Annotated in this window: 15 protein-coding genes; 5 read left to right on the top strand and 10 right to left on the bottom strand. The window is 72.0% G+C overall.

The features are described 5' to 3' along the window. Positions 1 to 36: 36 nt before the first annotated feature. From ABEA93_RS09090 to ABEA93_RS09100, 3 genes are read right to left on the bottom strand one after another with little or no spacing between them, the layout of a single operon-like run. Complete coding sequence (locus tag ABEA93_RS09090) at positions 37 to 4,845, bottom strand: DNA repair ATPase (protein ID WP_425584879.1); 4,809 nt, start codon at positions 4,843 to 4,845, stop codon at positions 37 to 39. A 16-nt stretch (positions 4,846 to 4,861) separates the two neighbouring features. Then, positions 4,862 to 6,838: a flotillin family protein gene (locus ABEA93_RS09095; protein WP_345674845.1), complete on the bottom strand. Its 1,977-nt coding sequence runs from the start codon at positions 6,836 to 6,838 to the stop codon at positions 4,862 to 4,864. Positions 6,839 to 6,888: 50 nt separating this feature from the next. Next, positions 6,889 to 7,503 (bottom strand): hypothetical protein, encoded by a 615-nt coding sequence (locus tag ABEA93_RS09100; protein WP_345674846.1) that lies wholly within the window; start codon positions 7,501 to 7,503, stop codon positions 6,889 to 6,891. A gap of 228 nt (positions 7,504 to 7,731) precedes the next feature. Here ABEA93_RS09100 and ABEA93_RS09105 point away from each other — a divergent pair, with 228 nt between their 5' ends. Then, on the top strand, positions 7,732 to 8,817 hold the full coding sequence (locus ABEA93_RS09105) for a PucR family transcriptional regulator (protein ID WP_345674847.1): 1,086 nt from the start codon (positions 7,732 to 7,734) through the stop codon (positions 8,815 to 8,817). A 329-nt stretch (positions 8,818 to 9,146) separates the two neighbouring features. Further along, positions 9,147 to 10,001, top strand: coding sequence for a hypothetical protein (locus tag ABEA93_RS09110; RefSeq protein ID WP_345674848.1), 855 nt, complete (start codon positions 9,147 to 9,149; stop codon positions 9,999 to 10,001). 60 nt (positions 10,002 to 10,061) lie between these two features. On the opposite strand, the gene ABEA93_RS09115 is transcribed toward ABEA93_RS09110, so the two are convergent. Then, positions 10,062 to 10,697, bottom strand: coding sequence for a TetR/AcrR family transcriptional regulator (locus ABEA93_RS09115; protein ID WP_345674849.1), 636 nt, complete (start codon positions 10,695 to 10,697; stop codon positions 10,062 to 10,064). A 194-nt stretch (positions 10,698 to 10,891) separates the two neighbouring features. On the opposite strand from ABEA93_RS09115, the gene ABEA93_RS09120 reads away from it, so the two are divergent. Both ABEA93_RS09120 and ABEA93_RS09125 read left to right on the top strand, forming a co-directional pair. Further along, positions 10,892 to 12,244, top strand: coding sequence for a lipase family protein (locus ABEA93_RS09120; RefSeq protein ID WP_345674850.1), 1,353 nt, complete (start codon positions 10,892 to 10,894; stop codon positions 12,242 to 12,244). A gap of 246 nt (positions 12,245 to 12,490) precedes the next feature. Beyond that, entirely contained in the window at positions 12,491 to 14,041 is a 1,551-nt protein-coding gene (locus ABEA93_RS09125; RefSeq protein WP_345674851.1) for a serine/threonine-protein kinase, read from the top strand. Positions 14,042 to 14,122: 81 nt separating this feature from the next. On the opposite strand, the gene ABEA93_RS09130 is transcribed toward ABEA93_RS09125, so the two are convergent. Beyond that, on the bottom strand, positions 14,123 to 14,476 hold the full coding sequence (locus ABEA93_RS09130) for a hypothetical protein (RefSeq protein WP_345674852.1): 354 nt from the start codon (positions 14,474 to 14,476) through the stop codon (positions 14,123 to 14,125). A 345-nt stretch (positions 14,477 to 14,821) separates the two neighbouring features. Next, complete coding sequence (locus ABEA93_RS09135) at positions 14,822 to 15,202, bottom strand: tautomerase family protein (RefSeq protein WP_345674853.1); 381 nt, start codon at positions 15,200 to 15,202, stop codon at positions 14,822 to 14,824. 472 nt (positions 15,203 to 15,674) lie between these two features. Between ABEA93_RS09135 and ABEA93_RS09140 the strand changes: the two genes are divergently transcribed. Further along, positions 15,675 to 16,883, top strand: a complete 1,209-nt coding sequence (locus tag ABEA93_RS09140; protein WP_345674854.1) for a hypothetical protein — start codon at positions 15,675 to 15,677, stop codon at positions 16,881 to 16,883. Positions 16,884 to 16,953: 70 nt separating this feature from the next. Here ABEA93_RS09140 and ABEA93_RS09145 read toward each other — a convergent pair whose 3' ends face one another. The 4 genes from ABEA93_RS09145 to ABEA93_RS09160 all read right to left on the bottom strand — a co-directional run bounded on the left by ABEA93_RS09145 (position 16,954) and on the right by ABEA93_RS09160 (position 21,487). Next, positions 16,954 to 17,718: an ABC transporter substrate-binding protein gene (locus tag ABEA93_RS09145; RefSeq protein ID WP_345674943.1), complete on the bottom strand. Its 765-nt coding sequence runs from the start codon at positions 17,716 to 17,718 to the stop codon at positions 16,954 to 16,956. Next, positions 17,712 to 18,512: an ABC transporter substrate-binding protein gene (locus ABEA93_RS09150; RefSeq protein ID WP_345674855.1), complete on the bottom strand. Its 801-nt coding sequence runs from the start codon at positions 18,510 to 18,512 to the stop codon at positions 17,712 to 17,714. Before ABEA93_RS09150 ends, ABEA93_RS09145 begins: the two co-directional genes overlap by 7 nt. Before the next feature lie 76 nt (positions 18,513 to 18,588). Next, the gene (locus ABEA93_RS09155; RefSeq protein ID WP_345674856.1) at positions 18,589 to 19,800 is read right to left on the bottom strand and encodes an amidohydrolase family protein; all 1,212 of its coding nucleotides are present in this window, start codon (positions 19,798 to 19,800) and stop codon (positions 18,589 to 18,591) included. After that, positions 19,793 to 21,487, bottom strand: a complete 1,695-nt coding sequence (locus ABEA93_RS09160) for an N-acyl-D-amino-acid deacylase family protein (RefSeq protein ID WP_345674857.1) — start codon at positions 21,485 to 21,487, stop codon at positions 19,793 to 19,795. Before ABEA93_RS09160 ends, ABEA93_RS09155 begins: the two co-directional genes overlap by 8 nt. Positions 21,488 to 21,617: the final 130 nt, after the last annotated feature.

Genomic DNA, 21,617 nt, shown 5'->3' on the forward strand with positions numbered 1-21,617 from the left:
ACGAAACTATTGCATAGTTGCGTAATTTTTGAAATGTCATGCGGGCCCCGACGCCCCGTACGCCTCCTTGACCCGCTCCCAGCGGATCTGCTGTTCCGCGGTGAGTACGCCGCGGAGTTCGGCGAGTTTGAGGAGGTTGGCTTCGGCGTCCCCGGCCAGGGTTTGGGCCTCGGCGGTGTAGTGGCCGGTGATCAGGGCCGCCAGTTCGGTGGTGTCCATGGCCGGGACGAGGCGTTCGGCGATGCGGTTCATGTTGCGGTAGGAGCCCTGCAGCAGGAACGGCGGCTCCGTACGCGCGCTGTCGGACTGGGCGGCGGAGGCCATGTAGGCGGCGTTGACCGTGAGGACCGTGTCGCGGGCCGCGCGGAGGAGCCGCAGGACGGCGAGCATGCGGTCGAGTTCGGCCGGTGCCGTGGCGTGGTCGAGGAGGTCGGGCCGGATCGGCTCGTCCGGCCGGGCGGCCCAGCGCAGCAGCAGGTCGAGGTCGGCGCGGCCGCGTTCGGCGAGCGGAGCGAGGACGGGGTTGGCGGTCAGCGCGTTCTCGACGAAGCTCAGCTCGAAGACGTCGCGGCGCCCGGTGACGACGTCGCCGAGGTTCCACACGTCGGCCCGGTTCGCGAGCATGTCGGGGACCCGGAACCGCCTGCCTTCCTCGGTGTACGGGTTACCGGACATCACCACGGCGAAGCGCTTGCCGCGCAGGTCGTGCGTGTGCGCCCGGCCGTCGCGGACGCCCGCGATGCGCCGGGTCGCGTCGCACAGCGGGATGAACTTCTGGAGCAGTTCGGGCGAGGTGTGCTGGATGTCGTCGAGGTAGAGCAGGACGTTGTTGCCTGCCTCCACCGCGAAGTTGATCTTCTCGATCTCCCGGCGCGCGGTGGCGTTGGGGGCTTCGGCCGGGTCGAGCGAGGTGACCGTCCGGCCGAGCGCCGGTCCGTCGATCTTGACCAGCAGCATGCCGAGGCGTTCGGCCACGTACTCGACCAGGGTGGTCTTGCCGTAGCCAGGCGGGGAGATCAGCAGAAGCAAGCCGTGCGAGTCGGTGCGTTTGCCGCTGCCGACGGAGCCGAGCTGTTTGGCCAGGTTGTCGCCGACCAGGGGCAGGTAGACCTCGTCGACGAGGCGGTTGCGGACGAACGTCGTGACGACGGCCGGCCGGTGCTCGTCGACCCGTAGCCGGGCGCGTTCCGCCGCGACGAGTTCGCCGCGCAGGGTCTGGTAGGCCCGGAACGCGGGCCGCCGGTGATCGTGGAAGTCGCCTACGCGTGCCAGGATTTCGTCGAAGCGCAAGGTGATCGCGCCACGTCGGACGCGCGGATGGGTGCCGAGCAGGCCGCCGACGGTCTCGTGTGCCGGGCCGGGGCGTTCGTACCGCGGCAGCCGCGGGGACAGTTCGACGGCCACCGCCTCGGCGAGGTCTCCGGCTGCGGCCGGCTGCCCGGAAGCCGTGGCGTAGGAGCCCAGCCATGCCTCGACGAGCTGCCATCGGGCCGGGAGGCGCCGGACGTTGACGAGGGCTTCGTCGTACGCGTTCCCCGCGGTGTGCCGGAACTTGTCGATCAGGGCCGTGGCCGCGGTGGCGGTGACGAATCCTGCGGTGTCGGCCGCCAGTTCCTCGACCAGGTACTCGGCGGTGCGGGTCGGGACCGCGACGGAAGGCAAGCCGGCGTCGGCGGCGAACGCCTCGACGGCCGAGGCGATTTCCCGTCGCAGCGCGGCGATGCCGACGGACGGCCCGAAGGCGTCCCGGGCTTGGCCCAGGGAGCGGGCGCGCCACGTCCATTCGTCCCGGAGGTCGTCGTCGGTGCCGTGCGCCCACAGCAGTTGGGCGACGGCGCGGTCGCCGGGCGGGTAGCGGAGCAGGCCGGCCGCGGTGTGCAGGCGCAGCAGCGCGGCGAGGATCGCGGTGGCGTCGTGGTCGTGGACGCCGCGTTCGTAGCCTTCGTCGTGTGCCGCTTGCGCGGCGTCCCGGACCAGCACGTCGAGGCCGGGTGCGGTCAGCGCGGCCGGACCGTGGTCGGCGAGCAGGCGCGCGGCGAGGTACTCGCCGCGGTACACGTCCGGGGACTCGGAGGGAAGGGTCTGGTCCCAGAGTTCCCGGACGGCGTCGATACGCGGATCGGTGACCGGGCGCCGGTAGTCGGTGCCGGTCAGCGCGAAGGCGAGGTGTCCGTCGTGCGGGACGAGGGTGAGGTTGACGCTCTGCCGGGCCACGGCGAAGCGGTGCCGGCCCAGGCGGACGGTGCCGCCGTCGGCGTCGGCGAGGTCGGTCCGGTCGCGCAACGCGCGGGCGGCCTGCTGCCGGGCGGCCTTGAGGCGGCCTTCGAGTTCCTCCGCGGCGATCCGTTCGCCCAGGTCCTGCAGTTCGGCGATGGTGCGGTGGAGGCGCGCGACCGTCGGGTCGGCGGCGAAGTAGGCGTCGACCTCGTCGAGCGTCCGGCAGCCGTCGGCGCGGCGTCGGACGCCGTCCAGCATCCGGCCGGCCGCCTCGGTCAAGCGAGCGGTGTGCCGGGCGCGTTCGTCGAGGAGGTGCTGGCGGCGGGCGGCGAAGACGTCGGCGACTTCGTCGCGCTTGGCGGCGAGCCGGTCGCCGAATTCGTCGAGTTCGGGGAACCGTCCTTCCAGGTCCTCGATGCGCAGGAGGATCCGGGCCAGGCTCTCGTCGCACGCTTCCGGTGTGTCGGCGGCGGCCACGGCGGTGGCGACGGTCTGCACGAGCAGGGCGAACTGGGCGGCGGATTCGGCCCGGCCCTCGTCCTCCGCCAGGGCGCGGCGGCGTGCGTCCAGCAGCGCGCGGGCGCGGGCGAGGCTGCCTTGGAGGTCGGCGACGTCGGCCAGGATCGCGGTGCGCACCGCGGCGTCCGCGAAGTCCAGGTCGACGACGGTTTCCGCGACGACGTCGAGCCCGTCGGCGAGGTCGGCCAGGACGCCGGCGATCGGCGCGCCTTCCGCCGCGGTGGCGATCTCCTGCGCCTGTGCGACGAGTTCGGCGACGGCCTCGCGTTGGTCCGCCAGCGCGTCGGGCTCGCCGAGGAAGGCCACCGCGCGTCGGCCGGCCGTGGCCAGCTCGTGTGCCAGGTCCGTCCGCAGTGCCGCGACACGGTCGGGATCGCCGTAGCGCAGCTCGTCCAGGGAGGCCAGGCCGCCCAGGGCCCGGCGCAGTTCGGTGAGCCGGCCGATCCAGGCCTCGGCGCCGCGCGGGTTGTCGGTGCGAACGCGCCGCACCAGGGCGGCGATCCGGGCGGCTTCCCGGTCGAGCGTCTCCTCGGCGGCCCGGGTCAGTTCCCGGACCGTCCGGAACTCCGCCAGCACCTGTTCGGCGGTCGCGCGGAGCCGGCCCAGCGGCTCGGCCAAGCCGCCGAGGCCGGTGTCGTCGAGCCAGTGGTAGCGGTCGGCGACGCGGGCGCACGCGGCCAGCACGGCTTCGAAGGCGGCGGTGGTGGTGCCGGATTCCTCCACCAGCCGCGCGACGGCGTGGCTGTCGGCGATGCCGTGCACCAGGTCGGCGTTGCCGACGCGGCCGAGCGGCCCGGCGACCGGAGGCTGGGCGGCGGCGAACGCCTCGGAGCGGTACGGCGTCGCCCACACCTGCACCGGGTGGACGCGCTTGGGCTCGCCGTCGCCGCGCAGGAGAACCAGCATGCCGTCGTCCCGCAGCGCGGATCCGCGGCCCGTCAGCGGGGTGGCGATCTCCTTGCGGATCGAGTTGTAGGACAGGAGCAGGCTGCGGCCCTGCTCGGGATCGCGGAACACGTACAGCGTGTCCTCGCCGTTGGGCGACCGGACCTGGTGCTCGAAGGCCAGGCCGCCGGTGCCGGTGTCGAACTCCTTGTGGACGCCGGTTCCGAGGTGGTAGCCGCCGGGGAAGACGATGCCGTCGTCCCCGGGCAGGCGCCGCGCGGCCTGCCCGATGCCGTCGAGGCGGACCACCCTGCCGGTGGTCGTCGCGTGGACCAGGTACCGCCACGTGTCCTCTTTGTAGGGGCGGACGCGAAGCAGGACCAGGGTGCCGACGCGGGCGTGCGCGATGTCGGCGTCGGCGAGGGCCTGGAGCGGCTCGTCGACCGGTTCGCGGTGGATCTCGCCCCGCACCGTCTCGGTGTCGTCGACCGTGCGGACGCTCAGCGTCCCGCCGACGGTGGAGACGAACAGCCCGCCGCCGACGGCGATGTGCGGGTGGCGGCCGGGCCGGTGGTCGTCGCGGGTCGCGGCGGTCCACGCGAAGTCGTGCGGTGCGGGGAGCACGTGGTCGCGCTCCCCGCGCGCGTCGACGTACGTCGCGGACCCGTCGGACGCCAACCGCCAGCGCAGCACCCGTACATCGGTCGCCCGCGGCCCGGCGCGGAAGACCGCCAGCAGCAGGCCGCCGGCCTGGTTCAGCCGGGTCAGCCGGGTCTCGCGGTAGTAGCGGAACAGCTCCGCGACGTCCCGGCGGGTCTCCGCGGCCGTGAAGAGGCCCGGGTCGTCGTCGGCGTGCGCGAAACCGGGCGCGTCGTCCGCGGCATTGCCGCGATGCAGGCTGAACGTCCCGCCCACCGCATGTTCTTCGGGCGCCCCCGGGGCGGGATTGCCGCCGGCGACCAGCGTCCCGCCGACCCAGGCCAGGTCGCGCAGGACGCCGTCGCCCACGGTGCCCAGACTGGCGCCGCCGAGGAGCCGGAGCCCCGTCGAACCGAACGCCGCCAGCCGGCGGCCGTTGAGTTCGTCGGCGCGGCGCGCCAGCTCCGCGGCCTGCTCGGCGAGCCGGGCGCGCAGCACCTCGAAGTCGCCGCCGTCGCCGGCGTCCCGGACCGGTCCGGCCGGGGCCCCGGGGTAGGTGGTCGGGTCCGTCGATGCGTCCGTCACCGCTGCGCCGCGCCTTTCAGTTCTTGACGCCGTTGGCACCGGGCAGTCCGGCTGCCCCGCCCGCGGTGTCGGGGCCGAGGCGGCCGTCCCGCATGAGCTGCATGAGCGCCGCCGAGACGGTCATGTTCTGCACGTCCGCGGTGCCGAGGGAGCCGAGGATCTGCTTCAGGTCCGCGGTGAAGTCCGCGCTGCCGTCCATCCACGGTCCGGCCAGGGCCTTGACGGTGTCCGAGTTCTGCACGAAACCGTCGACGCCCTTGCCGAGCGAGATCGCCCCGACGAGGCGGTCGAAGAAGACGCTCTCGCCGCCGACGATGCTGATGTCGGCGTTCTCCAGCCCGGTCGCCAGAACGGTGGCCTGGGCTTCGGCGACCTGCCGCTGCACGTCGAGCCCGGCGAGCCGGACTTCCTTCTCCGCGGCGAGCCGCAGGCGGTACTCCTCGTGTCCGCGCGACGCTTCGTCCAACGCGGCCATCGCGGCGGCCTTCTCGGTCAGGCCCGCGGCCTCGGACTTGAGCTTCAGCCCGATCGCCTCGGCCTCGACGGCCGCCTTGCGCTCGGCGACCAGCGCCTCGGCCTGCCCGACCTTCTCCAGTGCCGCGGCGCTCCGCTCCTGCACCAGCACCTCCGCCAAGCCCTCCGCGGCGGCCTCGGCTTGCGTCCCCTCGGCCAGCCGCACCTTCGCCCGGGCCTCCAGCTCCGCGGCGTCCTGGCGAGCCTTGGCCAGCGTCAGCTGCTCGCGCGCCTTGTGCGCCGCGGCCTGCTCGGCGGCCTCGGCCGCCTTTATGCCCTTGACCAGGTTCTCCTGCGCTTCCGCCTCGGCCCGGATCACGATGGCCGCGCGCTCCCGCTCGGCCTCCTCGACGGCCCGCAGGCGCTTGATGCTCTCCTCCTGCTCGGCGACGGTCCGGTCCACCGCGACGCGTTCCCGGATCACCTCGGCGATGTCGCGCCGCTCGGTCTCCACTTCGCGGTTCGCCGCGATCCGGGTCAGCTCGGTCTCGCGTTCGCGGGCGATGACCTCCAGCTGCCGGTCCTTCTCGATGCGCTCGTTCTCCACCGCGATGACCCGCTCGCGGTTCTTCTCCGCGACCACGACCTCGCGCGCCACGTTCTCGCGCTGCACGCCGAGGTGCTCCTCGGTCTTGTAGTACGCGGTCTGCGCGCGCAGCCGCTCCTCTTCCTGGACCCGGGCGGTCTCGGCTTCCTCGCGGGCGCGCACCGTGGCGATCTCGCGGGCCTGCTTGATCTCCGCGTCGGCCTGCCGGCGTTCCAGTTCCAGGATCGCTTCGCGCGCGTCGACGTTCTGCCGGGTGATCTCCTTCTCCTCGGTCCGGCGGAACTCGTTGGTGCGGACGTGCTCCACCGCGGTCAGCTCGGTGATCTTGCGGATGCCTTGCGCGTCGAGGATGTTGGCGGAGTCCAGGCTCGTCACCGGGGTCTGCTCGAGGTAGTCGATCGCCGCGTCCTCGAGGCTGTAGCCGTTGAGGTCGGTGCCGATGACCTGGATGATCCGGTCGCGGAACTCCTCGCGGTGCGTATAGAGGTCGGTGAAGTCGAGCTGTTTGCCGACGGTCTTGAGCGCCTCGGAGAACTTGGCGCTGAAGAACTCCTGGAGGATCTTGGCGTCGCTGGCCCGGGCGCTGCCGATGGCCTGGGCGACCTTGACGACGTCCTCGACGGTCTTGTTCACCCGCAGGAAGAACGAGATGCGAATGTCGGCGCGGATGTTGTCGCGGCAGATCAGGCCGTCCCGGCCCGAGCGGTGCACCTCGATCGTCTTGACCGAGATGTCCATGACCTCGGCCTTGTGCAGGATCGGCAGCACCACCTGGCCGGTGAAGGTGACGTCCACCCGGCGGGTCTTGGAGACGATCAGCGCCTTGCCCTGTTCGACCTTGCGGTACAGGCGGCTGACCACCAGCAGCATGGCGAGACCGATGAGCAGGACCACGGCGACGAACACGGCCAGGCCCACACCAATGGCATTCATGAGACATCCTTAGCGAAGCGGTCGGCCCGCACGAGAGCGGCCGACGAAGCTCAGGCGAGCGGGGCCCCCGGGTCCAGCGCCGCGTCGAAGGGCGCGACCCAGAAGAACTCCCCCGGCTCGTCGTAGGCGTACAGCAGCCCGGTTCCCCCGGCCGCGAACACGTCGGTGCCGGTCTGACGGACCTGGACGACGGCCGTGGCGCCGTCCCGCGCGGTCACCTCGGCTTGACCGAAGCGCCCGTCGACCCGTCCGGTCCGGATGACGCACGTCAGACCGATGAAGTCGTGGCGGGACGGCCCGGGTTCGTCGGGGAACAAGTGCCGCAGCGGATGCAGCACCACGCGGGTCGCGAGCCAAGCGGCGAAGACGGCCGCGGCGAGCACCCCCACGTCCACGACCGCGCGCATCCCGGCGGAAGGGGCGGCGCTCCCGAACAGGACTCCGCCGACCAGGCTCAGCACCCACGCCATGGCGACCCACAGCGACACCGACACCGTCGGCGGCACCCCGCCGAGCCCCAACACGTCCCCGGCGGACCCGTCTTCGAAGGAGTCGTGCTCGACCGCGCCGACGAGGACGCACAGCCAGAACGCCACGACGACGACCAGGGCGAACGTGAAGACCACGGCCGGGAACGCCAGCACCACGGCGGCAAATTCGTCCATCGACGCCACCCCCTCGTCCGCATACGCCCGACAGCGACCGGTGCGCGCCCCGCCGCCGCCTCGGGTACCTGCCGGAGGCGGCGGCGGGGCCGCGATCCCCCCGTGCCCCACATCCTGCGTGCACAACGGCTCCGCGCACATTGCCGACCCCCGGCAATCTTTACGCTTTCTTTATGCCAGACTCGGCCCGCAGGCCCCCGAGGCGGGAGAAGGAGAGCACGAGCAGCCGTGGAGATACCCGAGGAATACGTGGACGGCTTCACGGAAGCCCTCGCCGAGGTCTCGCAGACCGGACGGCGCCTCACCCGCGACGAACTCGACGCCCGCCGCGCCCTCGGCGAACGCGCCGCCGAACACGGGTACAGCCTCCGCCGGGTGGTCGCCGCGCACCTGTCCGCCGCGTGTGCCGCTTGGCCCACCTTGCCCGGCGCCGCGAGCGCCGCGACCGCCCGCGAGATGAGCGCCGTCACCGCGGGCTTGCTGGAGGCCGTCCGCCAAGCCGTCGACGCCGCGGGCGAGGGATACGACCACGCCCAGCGCCTGGCGGTCCGTCAGGAAGAGGCCGCACGCCGCGAGTTCGTCGACGACCTGCTCTACGGGCGCAGCGACTTGAACCGGCTCGCCGAACGCGCCGAACGCTTCGGACTGCGCCTCGCCCACGAACACGCCGCCGCCGTCGCCACCGGCCCGGAGCCATATGACGACACCCACCCGGTCACCCGCCGCGTCGAACAGGCCCTGGTCACCCGCTTCGGCGCCCGGCGCATCCTGCTGGCCACCAAGGAAGGCCGGCTGATCTGCGTGGCGCCCGGCTCCCAGGACGACATGCTCGTCTACTTCGCCGAGCAGGCACGCGCCGCCACCGACGGCGGACGGGTGGCCATCGGCCGGGCCCACCCGGGCCCCGGCGGCGTCGTCCACTCGTACGAAGAGGCCCTCAACGCCCTCGACCTCGCCGAACGCATGCCCCTCACCACGCCGGTCCTGTACGCGGCGGACCTGCTGGTCTTCCCCGTCCTCACCCGCGACCGCCACGCCATGGCCGACCTGGTCCGCACCGCCCTCGGCCCGCTGCGCGACGCCCGCGGCGGCGCCCAGCCGCTCCTGGACACCCTGTGGGCGTACTTCGACTCCGGCTGCGTCGCCGCCGAGACCGCCCGCCGCCTGCGCCTGGGCGTCCGCACCGTCACCTACCGCCTCGACCGCATCAAGACCCTCACCGGCTCCGACCCCGCGGACCCCCTCCACCGCTACGTCCTCCACACCGCGGTCATCGGCGCCAAACTCCTCGACTGGCCGGCGAAGGAGCTGTGAAGGCAGGCGCACGCCCCCGCCCGCAACAGCGTCCGGGAATGCGCCCCGACACCGTTGCCGATTCCCGGCAACGGTCGTCCGGCCCTCACGTGCGTGCGATCGTCTCCGTACCTCGATCGGCACCATGCGGTTCACGCGGTGAGGAAGCGTCCGATCTCCTCGAAGGCCGCGCGACCTTGGCGGGAGGGGTACTGACCGCGGCGGATGTGATGCGGTCTGCCCAGGACGCGAAGTTCACCGCCGTGTTGGGCGCGGCAGTCGTGCGGCATCCAGCCCACCGTCGGCGTTGCGCACCGGCGGTGTTTCGCCGCGCGTTTAGTCTCGGCCCTGTGGCTCACCCCGCTCACCCCGACCAGCGTGCCGAAGGCGCCGGACCGTTCACGACCCGTCTCACCTGGCATCCGCCCGGCGGCGGCACAGCCGTGTGGGAGTCGCGGCCGGCGCGGCGGCGTGGTGTGCTGGCCGTGCACGCGCCCGGCGCGGTCGCCGCGCGGCGCACCGTCGCCGACGACAAGGCCCGCGCCCGTCTGCGGAGGCTCAACGCGATCGCGGCCACCGCCTTCGTCGTCGGCGGGGCGCTGTTCGCGGCGGGGGCCGCCGTTGCCCAGTTCGGGTCAGGCGATGCCACCACCTGCGCTTCGATCTACTTCGCCGGGGGCCTCTTCTTCAACACCGGCGGCTATGTCTCCCTGCTCCAGGTCGTCAACGCCCCCCGCCATCTCCCCGGCGGCGAGGGCCGACTGGTTACCCGCCCGTGGCGCTGGTGGAGCTACGAGCCGACGCGAGTCGACTGGCTCAGCACGTTCGTCCTGTTCACCGGCACGCTGGTGTTCGCCGTCAACCTGCTGGACTCCTTCCTCCAGGGGCTGAGCGTCCAGCAGGTCAACCGGCTGATCTGGACGCCGGACGTGATCGGCTGCCTGCTCTTCCTGATCTCCGGCCACCTCGCCTTCGTGGAGATCTGCCACCGGTCGCGCCCCTGCCTCCGGCAGCGCAGCCTCGGCTGGTGGATCGTCGCCGTGAACCAGTTCGGCTCCGCCCTCTTCATGGTCTCGGCCCTCGCCGCGTACACCCGCCCCGCCACCGACAGCCTGGTCAACGCCGACATCGCCAACTGGGGCACCCTCGTCGGCGCGCTCTGCTTCTCCGCCGGCGGCGTCCTGCAACTGTTCGAACGGCCGTAGGCGCAGGGCGACCAGCCTCGGTGCGCCCACGAGTCGGCAGGGTGCACGCGACGGTCGACGTCAGCGCGGCACGGGCGGCGGGGGCACATCGACGACCAGCGCGACGATGGTGTCGATGACGGTGCCCATGTCCACGGTGGGGTCGAGCAGCCACTGGTGCTGAATGCCGTCCGATGCGGCGAGGGCGAGGCGGGCGACGGCGTCGGGGTCGACGTCGGGGCGGATGCGGCCGTCGCGCTGCAACTCGGCGAGGCCGTCGCGCAAGGCGTCGATGATGTCGCCGTTGCGGACCTCGAAGAAGTCACGCGCGGGGTGCGTGGGGAATCCGGATGCCGCGGCCATGTTGACGTAGAGGCGTACCAGGCCTGCCACTTCGGCGCTGCGGCGCAGTGTCGCGGCCATCGGCGCGAGAGGGTCGCCGTAGGACTCCCCAGCGGCCTGTTCCTTGGCGAGGCGGTCCCGTTCGGCGAGCGTCCAGATCAACAGGCCTTCGCGGGAACCGAAGTAGCGCAGGACGCCGGCCTGTGACATGCCCATGCGGTCCGCGATCTCCTTGACGAGCGCGCCCTTGTCACCGAGGGTCGCGAAGACCTCCAGTGCCACCGCCAGTATTTCGTTGCGGCGGCGGACCCCCTTCGCGTAACGGCCGCGTGGCGTACGGATGTTGTCGAGCCGCGCCGCCCTCTCCGCATCCATGCCCAAAAGCTAGCCGAGTTCACTTTCTGCGTCTACGCTTCCCTCGCAGTCGGAACGGCTCCATGGCGCGTACGGCACGGAACGGCGAACGGCCGGGCGACTCCGCCGTGCGCGCGCACCGTTTCCGTGTTCGCGCACAACCCTGCGGGCAATGACCGGATTCTTCGCCACGGATCGTCTCGGGAGTGGAGCATATGCGTTCCGTACACGACAGGCCGACCGCGGCATTGGGCCGGTTCGGGCGAGGAGCCGCGGTCCTCGCGTGCCTCGCGGCCCTCGCCGCAGCCGGGTGCAGCAGGGAGGGATCGCACCGTTCCGCGGAAGACGGCGCGCGGCCCTCCGCGGTCGGCGCACCATCACCGCACGCCGACGTCCCGGACAACCCCTCGGCGTCCGCCTCCACCCCGCCGCCGTCCTCGGCGCCGGTGCCCGACGGGGACGCCTTCTTCGACCCGCCGCTGCCGCTTCCGCCGGTCAAGCCCGGTGATGTCATCCGCCAGCGCCCCTTCGACGTCCCCCAAGCGGGCTTCGCCGGCGCCGCCAAGCAGATCTTGGTCATGTACGCGACCACCGGCTACGACGGCAAACCCGTGGCCACGACCGGGCTCGTCTTCCTGCCGCCGGGCCCCGCCCCCGCCGGCGGATGGCCGGTGGCCGCCACGGATCACGGCACCCTCGGATCGGCTCCGAAGTGCGGTCCTTCACGCGGTACGTGGGCGTTCCTCAACAACGACCCCGACGCCGGCCCCGGACTGGTGGACACCCTCCTCGCCCAGGGCTTCGCCGTCGTCCAACCCGACTACCTCGGCCTCGGCGCGACCGGCACCCCGCACGCCTACCTGCACGCCAAGTCGGCCGCGTACAGCACGCTCGACCTGATCCGCGCCGCCCGGAACCTGACGCCCGACATCGGCAAGTCCACGATTCTCACGGGCAATTCGCAAGGCGGACATGCCGCGCTGTGGTCCGGGCACTATGCGCCCGAGTACGCGCCGGAGTTGGACGTCAAGGGCATCATCGCCGAGGCTCCGGCCGTCGGCTTCGACGCGATGCCGGAGCTGGTCGCCCAGCAGTCCGAAACCTCCGCACCGTACATCGGCATCTTCCTCACGCTCGTCCGCGCCGCTTCCCTGACCGACCCGAACTTCAAGCCCGAAGCCTTCCTCACGCCTGCGGCGCTCGCCCAGGTCCGGTTCGACCCGCAGGAATGCTTCGGCGACACCGGGCCGATGCCCGCCCCGGACGACGTCCTCCTTCCGAACGCCGACCTGGGGCCGATCAAGGCCTACCTCACGGCCAACGCCACCTCGCAGGTCAAGCTCCGCGTCCCGGTGCTGCTCACCCAAGGCGGCCGGGACATCCTCAGCGCCATGAACAACGCCCTCGCCCAGGACCTGTGCGCGCGAGGCGCGGCCGCGATCGAGTTCAAGCCCTATCCGGACGGGGCCCACACCCTGGGCGCGTCGGCCGTCGCCGACGACGTCGCCTGGATCCAGGCCCGCCTTGCCGGCACCCCCGTGACCGGCGCCTGCACCTTCGAACCGTGATCCCCGTCGTCGGCTCGGTGCCCTCGGGGCTTCCGCGGACCGGCGACCCGCCGGCGGGCAGGCCCGCCCGCGCCGGGGTGATCTTGGCCCGCCGCGGGTCGGGAACTCGCGGACTTCGTCGCGGTTGTCCACCGCACACGCCCCCGCGGTACCGCAGCGGCACCACGACGGCACCCGCCCGAACCCGACGAGCGGGCTCCGCCCCATAGGGTGGCGAGATCAAGACACCGCGGACGGGGGTTGGGTGTGGCGGAGGCGTTGCAGCCGGGGGATCCGGCGGCCATCGGTCCGTTCCGGCTGACGGCGCGGCTCGGGGCGGGCGGCATGGGGCAGGTCTTCCTCGGCGAGTCCGCGTCCGGCCGCCGGGTGGCAGTCAAGCAAGTGCGGCCGGAGATCGCCCGGGACCCGGGATTCCGCAAGCGGTTCCGGCGCGAGGTCGACCTGGCGATGAAAGCCGGCGGCTTCTGGACCGCACCCGTCGTCGCCGCCGACCCGGACGCCGAATCCCCTTGGGTGGCAAGCCAATACGTCCCTGGCCCCGCCCTCGACGAACACATCGCCGCGCAGGGGCCGATGGACGAAGCCGCGGTACGCCGGCTCGGCGCCGGCCTGGCCGAGGCGCTGGACTCCTTCCACCGCATCGGCCTGGTGCACCGTGACCTCAAGCCGTCCAACATCCTGCTACTGGACGACGGGCCCCGCGTCATCGACTTCGGCATCTCCAAAGCCATGGAGGACGGCGGTGGTTCGGCGCTGACCTCGACGGGCATGGTGGTCGGCACACCCGGCTTCATGTCGCCCGAACAAGCCCTCGGGGCGGCGGTCGGCCCCGCATCGGACATCTTCTCGCTGGCGTCCGTGCTGGTCTTCGCCGCGACGGGGGAACCGCCGTTCGGGCACGGCGCCTCGCATGCACTGCTGTTCCGCGTCGTGCATGCGCCGCCACGGCTCGACGGGGTTCCGCCGGGGCTTGTCACGACGCTCGACAAGTGCCTGTCGAAGGCCTCGGAGGGACGCCCGTCGGCGCACGAGGTCGGGGCCATGCTGACCGAAACGGCGGCGCCCGCGGCCGGACGACCGGCAGCGGAAGTCGACGCGGGCGGCATACCGTTTGATGTACGGGCACCGTCCCCGGCGCCCGAGTCGGCGCCGACTGCGCCCAACCCTCGCGCCGCAGGGGCTCCCGCACAAGGCACGTACATCGCGCCCGCTCGTCGCGTGCCGCCGCCCCCGCCTGCGGTCGCGCCACGCATACCCGTCACACCGTCCGCCGTCCACGAGTTCGCCGTACAGGACGGCGGCCCGGCCGTGTTCCGCCGACGCATCCGGAAGTCGGCCTTGTGGACCGCCCTGATCACCGCAGTCCTGTGCACGTCGACCGCGCTGATCGGGCAACTCCTCGCCGGGGTATTCCTGTCCGTCATCGCCATCCTGGTGGGGTTCCTGCCCCGCCTGGTCGGCGCACTCCCCCTCCTCGTCCGCAGCTCGCTCCGCATCGACGCCCGCGTGCTGCAAATGCGGCTCGGCGGAACGGCGTTCACCGTCACCTGGCAGGACGTCGCGCTCGTGTCCGTCAGCCGCACCGGCAACACGCTGCGCCTCGTCGTGGTCCTGCACTCCGACGCCAAGCGGCCCGTGCCCGCCCCGCTGCGCCGTCCCGGCGCCGACGACGACCGCGAGGCGGAGTTCCTGCTCATCTCCTGGAACGACCAGGCCGTCACGTCCCGTGCCGCCCGCCTTCACGCCACCCTCGCAGCCGCCGCCGGCCCGGCCTACCGGCCGCCGGTCCGCGGGTGATTCACCTGAGGAGGTGCCGCACGCCCGGGGGGCGCCGGCGGAACGCCGACGCCCCCCACGATCACCTGCGGCCCGGATCGGTCAACTCGGGTCGCACGAGTTCAGCGAACCCGTCTCCCATGTGACATTCGGCGAGTACACCCAGCCGATGAAGTCGCTGCCCGCGACGCGCCCGAAGATCCAGAAGTTCCCGTAGTCGTTGTAGCGGTAGCACCAGTAGTAGAACTTGGTTCCCGAACGGTAGTTGGTCGCGGCACAAGCCCCGTACGGGTGCGTGTGCACCGGGACCGTGCCCAGGAAGAAGCCGAACCCGCTCGAACTGTTCCGCACCTGGTCGACGGTGTTGCAGAACGCCTCCGCACCGGACTCGCCGGCACTCGCGCTCGTCGCGCTCACGCCCACGAGCGACCCCGCCAGCAGAGCACCGGCGGCCACCAGTCTCCCGACACGCTTCCTCAGGTCCACAAACGTCCCTCTCCGCCGACGACGCCCGCCGCGGACCGCGCCGGACAGGGACCGACCCTGGCAGTCCGAAGTTCCGACTGTGAATGCCCGAGACCACACTGCAACCGGACCGGGTGAGCAACGCTGCACGACGCCGAGCGCGGGTTTCGCAGGGCACAATCGGCTCCGCGGCGAAGCCGCACACACCGCCTGATCACGACTTCCCGTCCCCAAAAGGCGGTTACCGGCGCGGCAGAGCCCCTACCTACGGCAAACCGGCACAGGCGGACGGACAGCCCATGCCGGGCCCGGCCGCGTCCGTGGCCCCGAGGGAGGTCACACGGCGAGTGCACCGCCGACGAAGGTGCGTTCCGGCGGTGACGCCACGAGTTCGACCATCGTGCCGGCGCGGAGGTCCTCGCCGACGACACGCGTGAGCGCATCGGTGAGCGCGGCACCGAGGCGCGCGGTGATCTCGGCCGCGTCGGGCCGGTCGAAGACGCCGGCACGTACGCCCATGGTCACCGAGGCGTTGGTGTCCGCGGTCTTGCCGCCCTGCGCGAACCGGCCCGCGGGGACGCCGGCAAGGCGGACGCTCACGAGGTCGCGGGCCCATTCGCCGTAGACATCGACGACCGCGTCGGTCAGCGCGGCGACGAGCCCGGACTCCTTGCCGGTCAGCCTGTTCTCCGTGAGGTGGACGGTCAGATGAGGCATGGGTGAACCCCGTTCCCTTTGACAACAAAGCCTTTGTTCTCAAAGGTACTTGGCGAGGGCCGCCGATGTCCACGGAATCGGACCAGCCGGTGGAAAGCCCCGGGCGGCACCGCTGCGACCGACCGCGGCGGGTGTCCAGTCCGCGCGGCCGAAGGGACGATTTCGGCCACGCGGACGGACATCGCCCGTCTTGTCCGCGGCCTCGCGGCAACACACCAACGGTGCGGGTAGCGTTCTGCCGCCCGCCGGATGTTCGTTTCGGCTTGCCAGGTTCGCGGCGGGCCGACGGACCGACCGGGCGGGCGAGGCACGTGGAGCATGCGTGGGCGGATGGTGGACGCGGTGGGGAAAGCGGGAGGAATCGCGGGCGCCCGACGAGCACGCCCCGCCGTTCCGTGCGGAAGCTCCGGTACGCGAACAGCAGCATGCCGGTACCCGCGAAAGCTGGACACGGGATTCAAAGACTGGCCACATGACCTGGAGTTCTGCCGACTCCCCCGGGCAGTCTTCCCTCGACACCCACAACCGTTGGGCATCGTGGGGGCGGTGGGAGCGGTTCCAGAAGCCGGAGGCGCTGGCCGCATCATTCCTCGGCTCCGGAAGGGCGGAGGCGCTCGGCGAGCGCTTCGCGGCCACGAAAGAGGACCGGGCGTTCCAGCGAAAGCTGGCGCGGCGCGCCGGCAAGGACTTGTCCGCCGCCTTCGACAAGCGCCACCGGAAGCCGGCGGCGACGAGCTCCCTGCGTCGTCAGACCGAGGCGAGCACCGCGCGGGAGACGGCCGGCCGAGCCGCGGCGCAGGCGCAGAGCGGCTTCTACGCGTCCGACGAGGCGGCGATCGTCCGGGACTACCTCGACGCCATGATCGACCGGTACGGCGCCCGCGACCGCAACGCCCCGGGCCTGGACATGCTGGAGTACGCGCGCGGTCTCGTGGACACCGCCCATGGGGAACTCCACGCGAGCGCCGCGGCCAAAGTGCACTGGGCCGCGGCCGAGGCCCACGAGAACGTGTACGCGCGCTTGGCTGCATCGTCGACCGATCTCGCCCCCGGCCGGGAACGCGGGTGGCTGCAGGAGGCGCAACGCGCGGAACGGCGCGGCGGCCCCGCGGCACAGGACGTCGTGGACGCCACCTGGGCCACGATGGTGTCCGCGTACGAGGCCGAGCAGACCAAGGGGCGAACGGCGCGGGAGGACATCGAGGCGCGCCTGCGGCCGGACGAGCGCCGCCGCGCCGCGACGGCCTACATGACCACGGCGCACCAGGTCGTCACCGGCGTCGCGGCGGGCAACCGCGACCAAAGCCTGACCGCGTTGCTGTCGGCGGAACGCGCCGCCGCGCAGCGCACCCTGGAAGCGCTGCCGGCTGCCCTGCCGGACGAAGCGTCCGTGGCGCTGGGCACGGCACTCGACGCGGCCGCCGCGGCCGCCCGGGCGAGTGAGGCACCGACGGTGTCGAAGCCGGCGACAACCGCCGCGGTCCCGTCCGCGCACACAGGTCGGACAGCTGCCGCCGGCCGGGGGTTGCGGACCGCGAATGACGTGCGGACCCTCGTCGTCGGATCCCCCGAGGAGCGTGGCGGCCCGCGGTCCGGACCGGCCCTGGGATCGGCGCCGGCCCCCGACCCGGGCGTGAAGCCCGCCGCCGAGACGATCCGTCAGGCCGCCAAGGAGTTGTAGCGCTCCGGGCGGCCACCCTGCATGCTCGGATGGCCGCCCGTGCGTTCCCGCGGATTGCCCCGTCGGGACCTCAGCTCACGTCAAGACGATCCATGAACAAGCAGCCGGTCGTGTACTGCTCGAGTCCCGTCACCTTCTTGGCAGCCACCGGTCCGGCCATCGACTGGGAGTACACCCACACCGGAAGTTCCGCCGCCAGGACCCGCTGAAGGTCCGCGTAGGCCTTCTTCCGGACCCCGGGGTCGACGCCGGCGCGTCCCGCCTGGAGGGCGGCGTCGGCTTCGGGGTTGCGCCAGCCTCCGTAGTTCATGGGGCTCTGCGACTGGAGCATGTTGAACACTTCGGGCTCCGGGTCGACGAGCCACTGCTGGAAGAGCAGCGACTGGAAGTCCTTGTTGATCGCGTACTTCACGATGTACGCGCCGATCTCCAGGGACTCGATCTTCATCGAGACGTTGCGGAACTCCTGCAACCGCGACTGGACGTACTCGGCGACCTTCTGCGAGTCGACGTTCTGCGGGATGAGGTGGGTGAAGTTCACCGGCCTGCCCTCGGCCGCGAGTTCGTCGAAGAGCCGTTGCGCTTCGCCCTTGTCCTGGGCCGGCTGGGGCGCCGCCGGGTCGAAGAACGGCGAGGCCGGGTTGAAGTAGCCGGTCGCCGGCACATAGCCGTTGTGCAGCGTCGCCGGGATGTCCGCCGGATCGAGCGCGAGGGCGATCGCCCGCCGGGCGCGCGGGTCGTCGAACGGCGCCCGGGTCGTGTTGAACAGGAACATCTGCCCGCCCAAATCCTTCTGGTGGAAGGTCTGGAGGTCCTTCTCCGCGTCCGTCAGGATCTCCGGACGGCGGTCATGAACAGGTCGGCGCGGCCGGACCGCACGGCGTTGAGGTTCTGCTTGCCGTCCGGGGACGTCTTGACGGTGAGTTGAGCCAGCTTGGGCAGCCCCTTGTCCTTCTGCCAGTAGTGCGGGTTCCGGACGAACACCTGCTCGGCGCCGCGTGTCCAGGACTTGAGCATGAACGGGCCTGCGCCGACGGGTTGGGACCCGGCCGCGTCGATGCCCTTGTCCAACGCGGAGGGCGCCTCGATGTACGTGAGGTGCGTCGCGATCGTCCGGTCGAGGTTGGGGTTCGGTGCGGACGGGACGATGTCGAGCGTCGTCGCGTCGGCGACCGTGAGTTTGAACCCCGCGGCATAGGCCGCGTGCACGGACTTGGTCTCCGGCTTGGCGTGCGTCTCCCAGTTGCGTTTGACGGCCTCCGCGTCGAACGCGGTGCCGTCGGAGAACAGCACGCCGGGGCGCAGTTTGAGCTGCCACGTCGCGCCGCCGTCCGCGGTCCGCAGGCTTTCCGCGAGGTGCGGCACGACGTTGCCGGTCTTGGGGTCGATGGTGAGCATCGGGTCGTACAGGGCGGCCAGGCGCGGCTCGTCGGTGACGGCGACGTAGGCCCGGCGGAAGGGGTCCAGCGAGGCCGAGTCCTGGATCGCGAGCATCGTGAGGCTGCCGCCGTCGGACGAGGAACGCGAACCGCCCGAGCCGCAGGCGGTCGCGACCAAGGCAAGCGCGGACAGCCCGGCGGCGAGGGCGGCGAGTCTTCGGCGGGGATGTGCTGCGGACTGTGCGAACAACGTGGCCTCCGCGGAGAGATCGGGGGAATGTTCGGGCAACGGGGTCGGGGCGGGACCGGGGCGAGGAGTTCCGGGCTCAGTGCGCGACGACGGGGTGCCGGTACAGGGCCGCCGCGTTGCCGGACGTCATCAGCTCGATCTCGTCGTCCGGGACGCCGGCGAACTGCTCCGCGAGGACTTCCTGGCTGTGCGGCCAGGTGGAGTCGGGGTGCGGGTAGTCGGTTTCGACCATGATGTGGTCGACGCCGATGAGGTGCCGCAGTCGCATCGTCGCCGGGTCGGAGAGCACCGTGAAGTAGAAGTTGCGGCGCAGGAAGTCGACGGGCGAATGCGGGCCGAAGTCGGCGCTGTAGTCGAGGTCGCGGCCCATGAACTCGATCCGGTCGATGAACATCGGCACCCATCCGATGCCGCCTTCGGACAACGCGATGCGGATGTCCGGGAATCGCAGTGGGATGCGGGCGAAGAGCCAGTCGGCGGCCGCCGCCATCGAGTTGATCGGGAAGAGGACCCCGAGCACCGCGGCCGTGGAGTCGCGGGACGGGACGATCGTCTCGGACGACGAACCGACGTGCAGGTTCACGACCGTGCCGGTTTCCTCGCATGCGCGGAAGAACGGGTCCCATGCGTCGCTGTACAGGGACGGCAGCCCGAGGCGCTCGGGGTTCTCGCTGAACGAGACGGCGACGAAGCCGCGTTCGGCGTTGCGCCGGATCTCCGCGGCGGCGACTTCGGGGTCGCCGAGCCAGGGGATCTGGCAGGCGATGAACCGGCCGGGGTGGGGGGTGATCCAGGCGTCGAGCAGCCAGTCGTTGTAGGCGCGCACGGAGGCGAGGCCGAGATCGCGGTCCTTCATGCCGAGGAAGCGACGGCCCGCGAAGCCGAACGGCGCGGAGGGGAAGTTGAGTTGGGCGGCGATGCCGGCGGCGTCCATGACGCGGACGCGTTCGCCCGCGTCGTACGTGGCGGGGTGCAGTTCGTCGAAGTTGACGGGGCCGAGGTAGCCCTTGCCGGCTTCCCAGCCGCGGATGGCGTCGGAGCCCAGCAGGGGAACACGTTCGTCGCCGAACACCCACCAGTCGTTGCCGAGTTCGTCGCGTTCGAGGTGCGGCGCGGCGTCCCGCATGCGGGCGGGAACGCGGTCGCGGAAGAGCTGCGGGGTCTCCATCAGGTGGTCGTCGACGGAGATGATGCGGAACCGGTTGGCGCCGGTGAGGACGTCGCCGCGCAGCACCAGCTCGCCCTTCGGGCCGGCGTAGGCGAGGATGCGTTCGAGCAGGTCAGCCATGGGAGGCCTCCGGGGTTCCGGACGGGGTGAGGACGGTGCCGGGCAGGCGGTCCAGGCGGTCGGTGATCTGGGCGCCGTGCTCCCGGATGGGGACGCCGGCCACGAGGATGTGGTCGATGCCCGTGGGCGCGTCGGCGACGAGGCGTTCGCCGTCGGCGGGCAGGTCGCGCACGCGGCGGGTCGGGCCCGGGGACAAGGCGGCGTAGTCGAGCACGACGAGGTCGGCGTGGCCGCCGGGGCGCAGCCGTCCGCGGTCGAGGCCGAGGACGTCGGCGATCTCGCCGGTGAGCTTGTGGACGCCGCGTTCGACCGGCATGACGTCCCGGTCGCGCACCCAGTTGGCGAGGAAGTCGGTGGGCATGACGGCGTCGCAGATCTGGCCGACGTGCGCGCCTGCGTCGGACAGGCCCATGATGCAGCCCTCGCTGCGGACGAGCTCGGTCACGCCGTCCTTGTCGTCGTTGGCGAAGGTGACGGTGAAGCGGCTCGCGAGGTCGTCGTCGAGGGCGAGGTCGCAGATGACGTCGAAGGGCGTGGTGCCGCGCTCGGCGGCGATCGCCGCGACGGGTGCGCCGACCAGGTCGGGGCGGGACGGCGAGGACGAGACGGTGATGGTCTGCCACCGCGGGTTGAGCCAGGTGCCGCTCTCGAACTCCGCCCAGGCGCGGGCCCGCCAGGCGTGGTCCCGGAAGACGTCGTGGCGGCGGTCGACCGGGACGGCGACGAGGTCGGCGAACGCGGGCAGCGCGTAGAAGGACGTCGGTTCGGCGACGGTGAATTCCTGGGTGATGGGGCGGCAGGTGACCTGCGCCCAGACGTCCGCGCCGTCGCGGCGGCCTCGCAGGTGGTCGGCGAGCTTGTCCTGGTAGGGGGCCCGGGAGGCGGTGCCTTCCGGGTAGGTGAGGATGGACGTCCAGGTCAGCGGGCGGCCGAGGCGGCGCTGGAAGTCGTACACCCAGCGGTAGTTCTCCCCGGTCGCGATGTGGACGACGCCGAGGCCGACCTCGGCGGTGACGGACGCGAGCGCTTCGACCTCCTCCTGCGTCGCGACCATGGACGGGACCAGGCGGCCGCCGTCGCCGAGGTGGAAGCCGGCGCGGTCGCTGGAGAACCCGAGGGCGCCCCCGCGCAGCGAGTCCGCGACGACGCGGCGCATCCGGACGAGTTCGTCGTCGGTGGCGGGGCGTTCGTAGGCCTCCTCGCCCATGACGTAGGTGCGGACCGCGGTGTGTCCGACGAACCCGCCGAAGTGGATCGCCGTGCCGCGCCGCCGCACGGCCGCCAGGTACTCGGGGTACGTCTCGAAGTCCCAGGTCACGCCGGCCGCGAGGGTCGGGCCGCGCATGTCCTCGACCATCTCCAGCGTGCCCAGCAGCGACCGGCGGTCCTGCGGGCGGGCAGGGGCGAGGCTGTAGCCGCAGTTGCCGGCCACGACCCCGGTGACGCCGTGCCAGGACGACGGGGTCAGCAGGCCGTCCCACAGCACCTGCGGGTCGTAGTGGGTGTGGATGTCGAGGAAGCCCGGCACGACCAGACGCCCGGCGGCGTCGATCTCGTGCCGGCCCGTCACGGTGTCGGCGACCTCGGTGACGCGTCCGTCGCGGATGCCGATGTCGGCGCGGCGCGGGGGTCCGCCGGTGCCGTCGACGACCGTCCCACCGCGCACGGCGATGTCGTTGGTGCTCATGCCTGGGTCTCCTGGTCGTTGCGGTTTCAGGGGGCGCCTGCGCCGCAACGTAGCCGCAATAGATGCCTAAGGCAAGAGTTGCCGTGGGCATTCCATAGGGGTGAGCGGACCGCGCCGACCAGCGGATCAC

The sequence above is a fragment of the Yinghuangia aomiensis genome, from assembly GCF_039542225.1.
In the GTDB taxonomy this organism is placed as follows: Bacteria; Actinomycetota; Actinomycetes; order Streptomycetales; family Streptomycetaceae; genus Yinghuangia; species Yinghuangia aomiensis.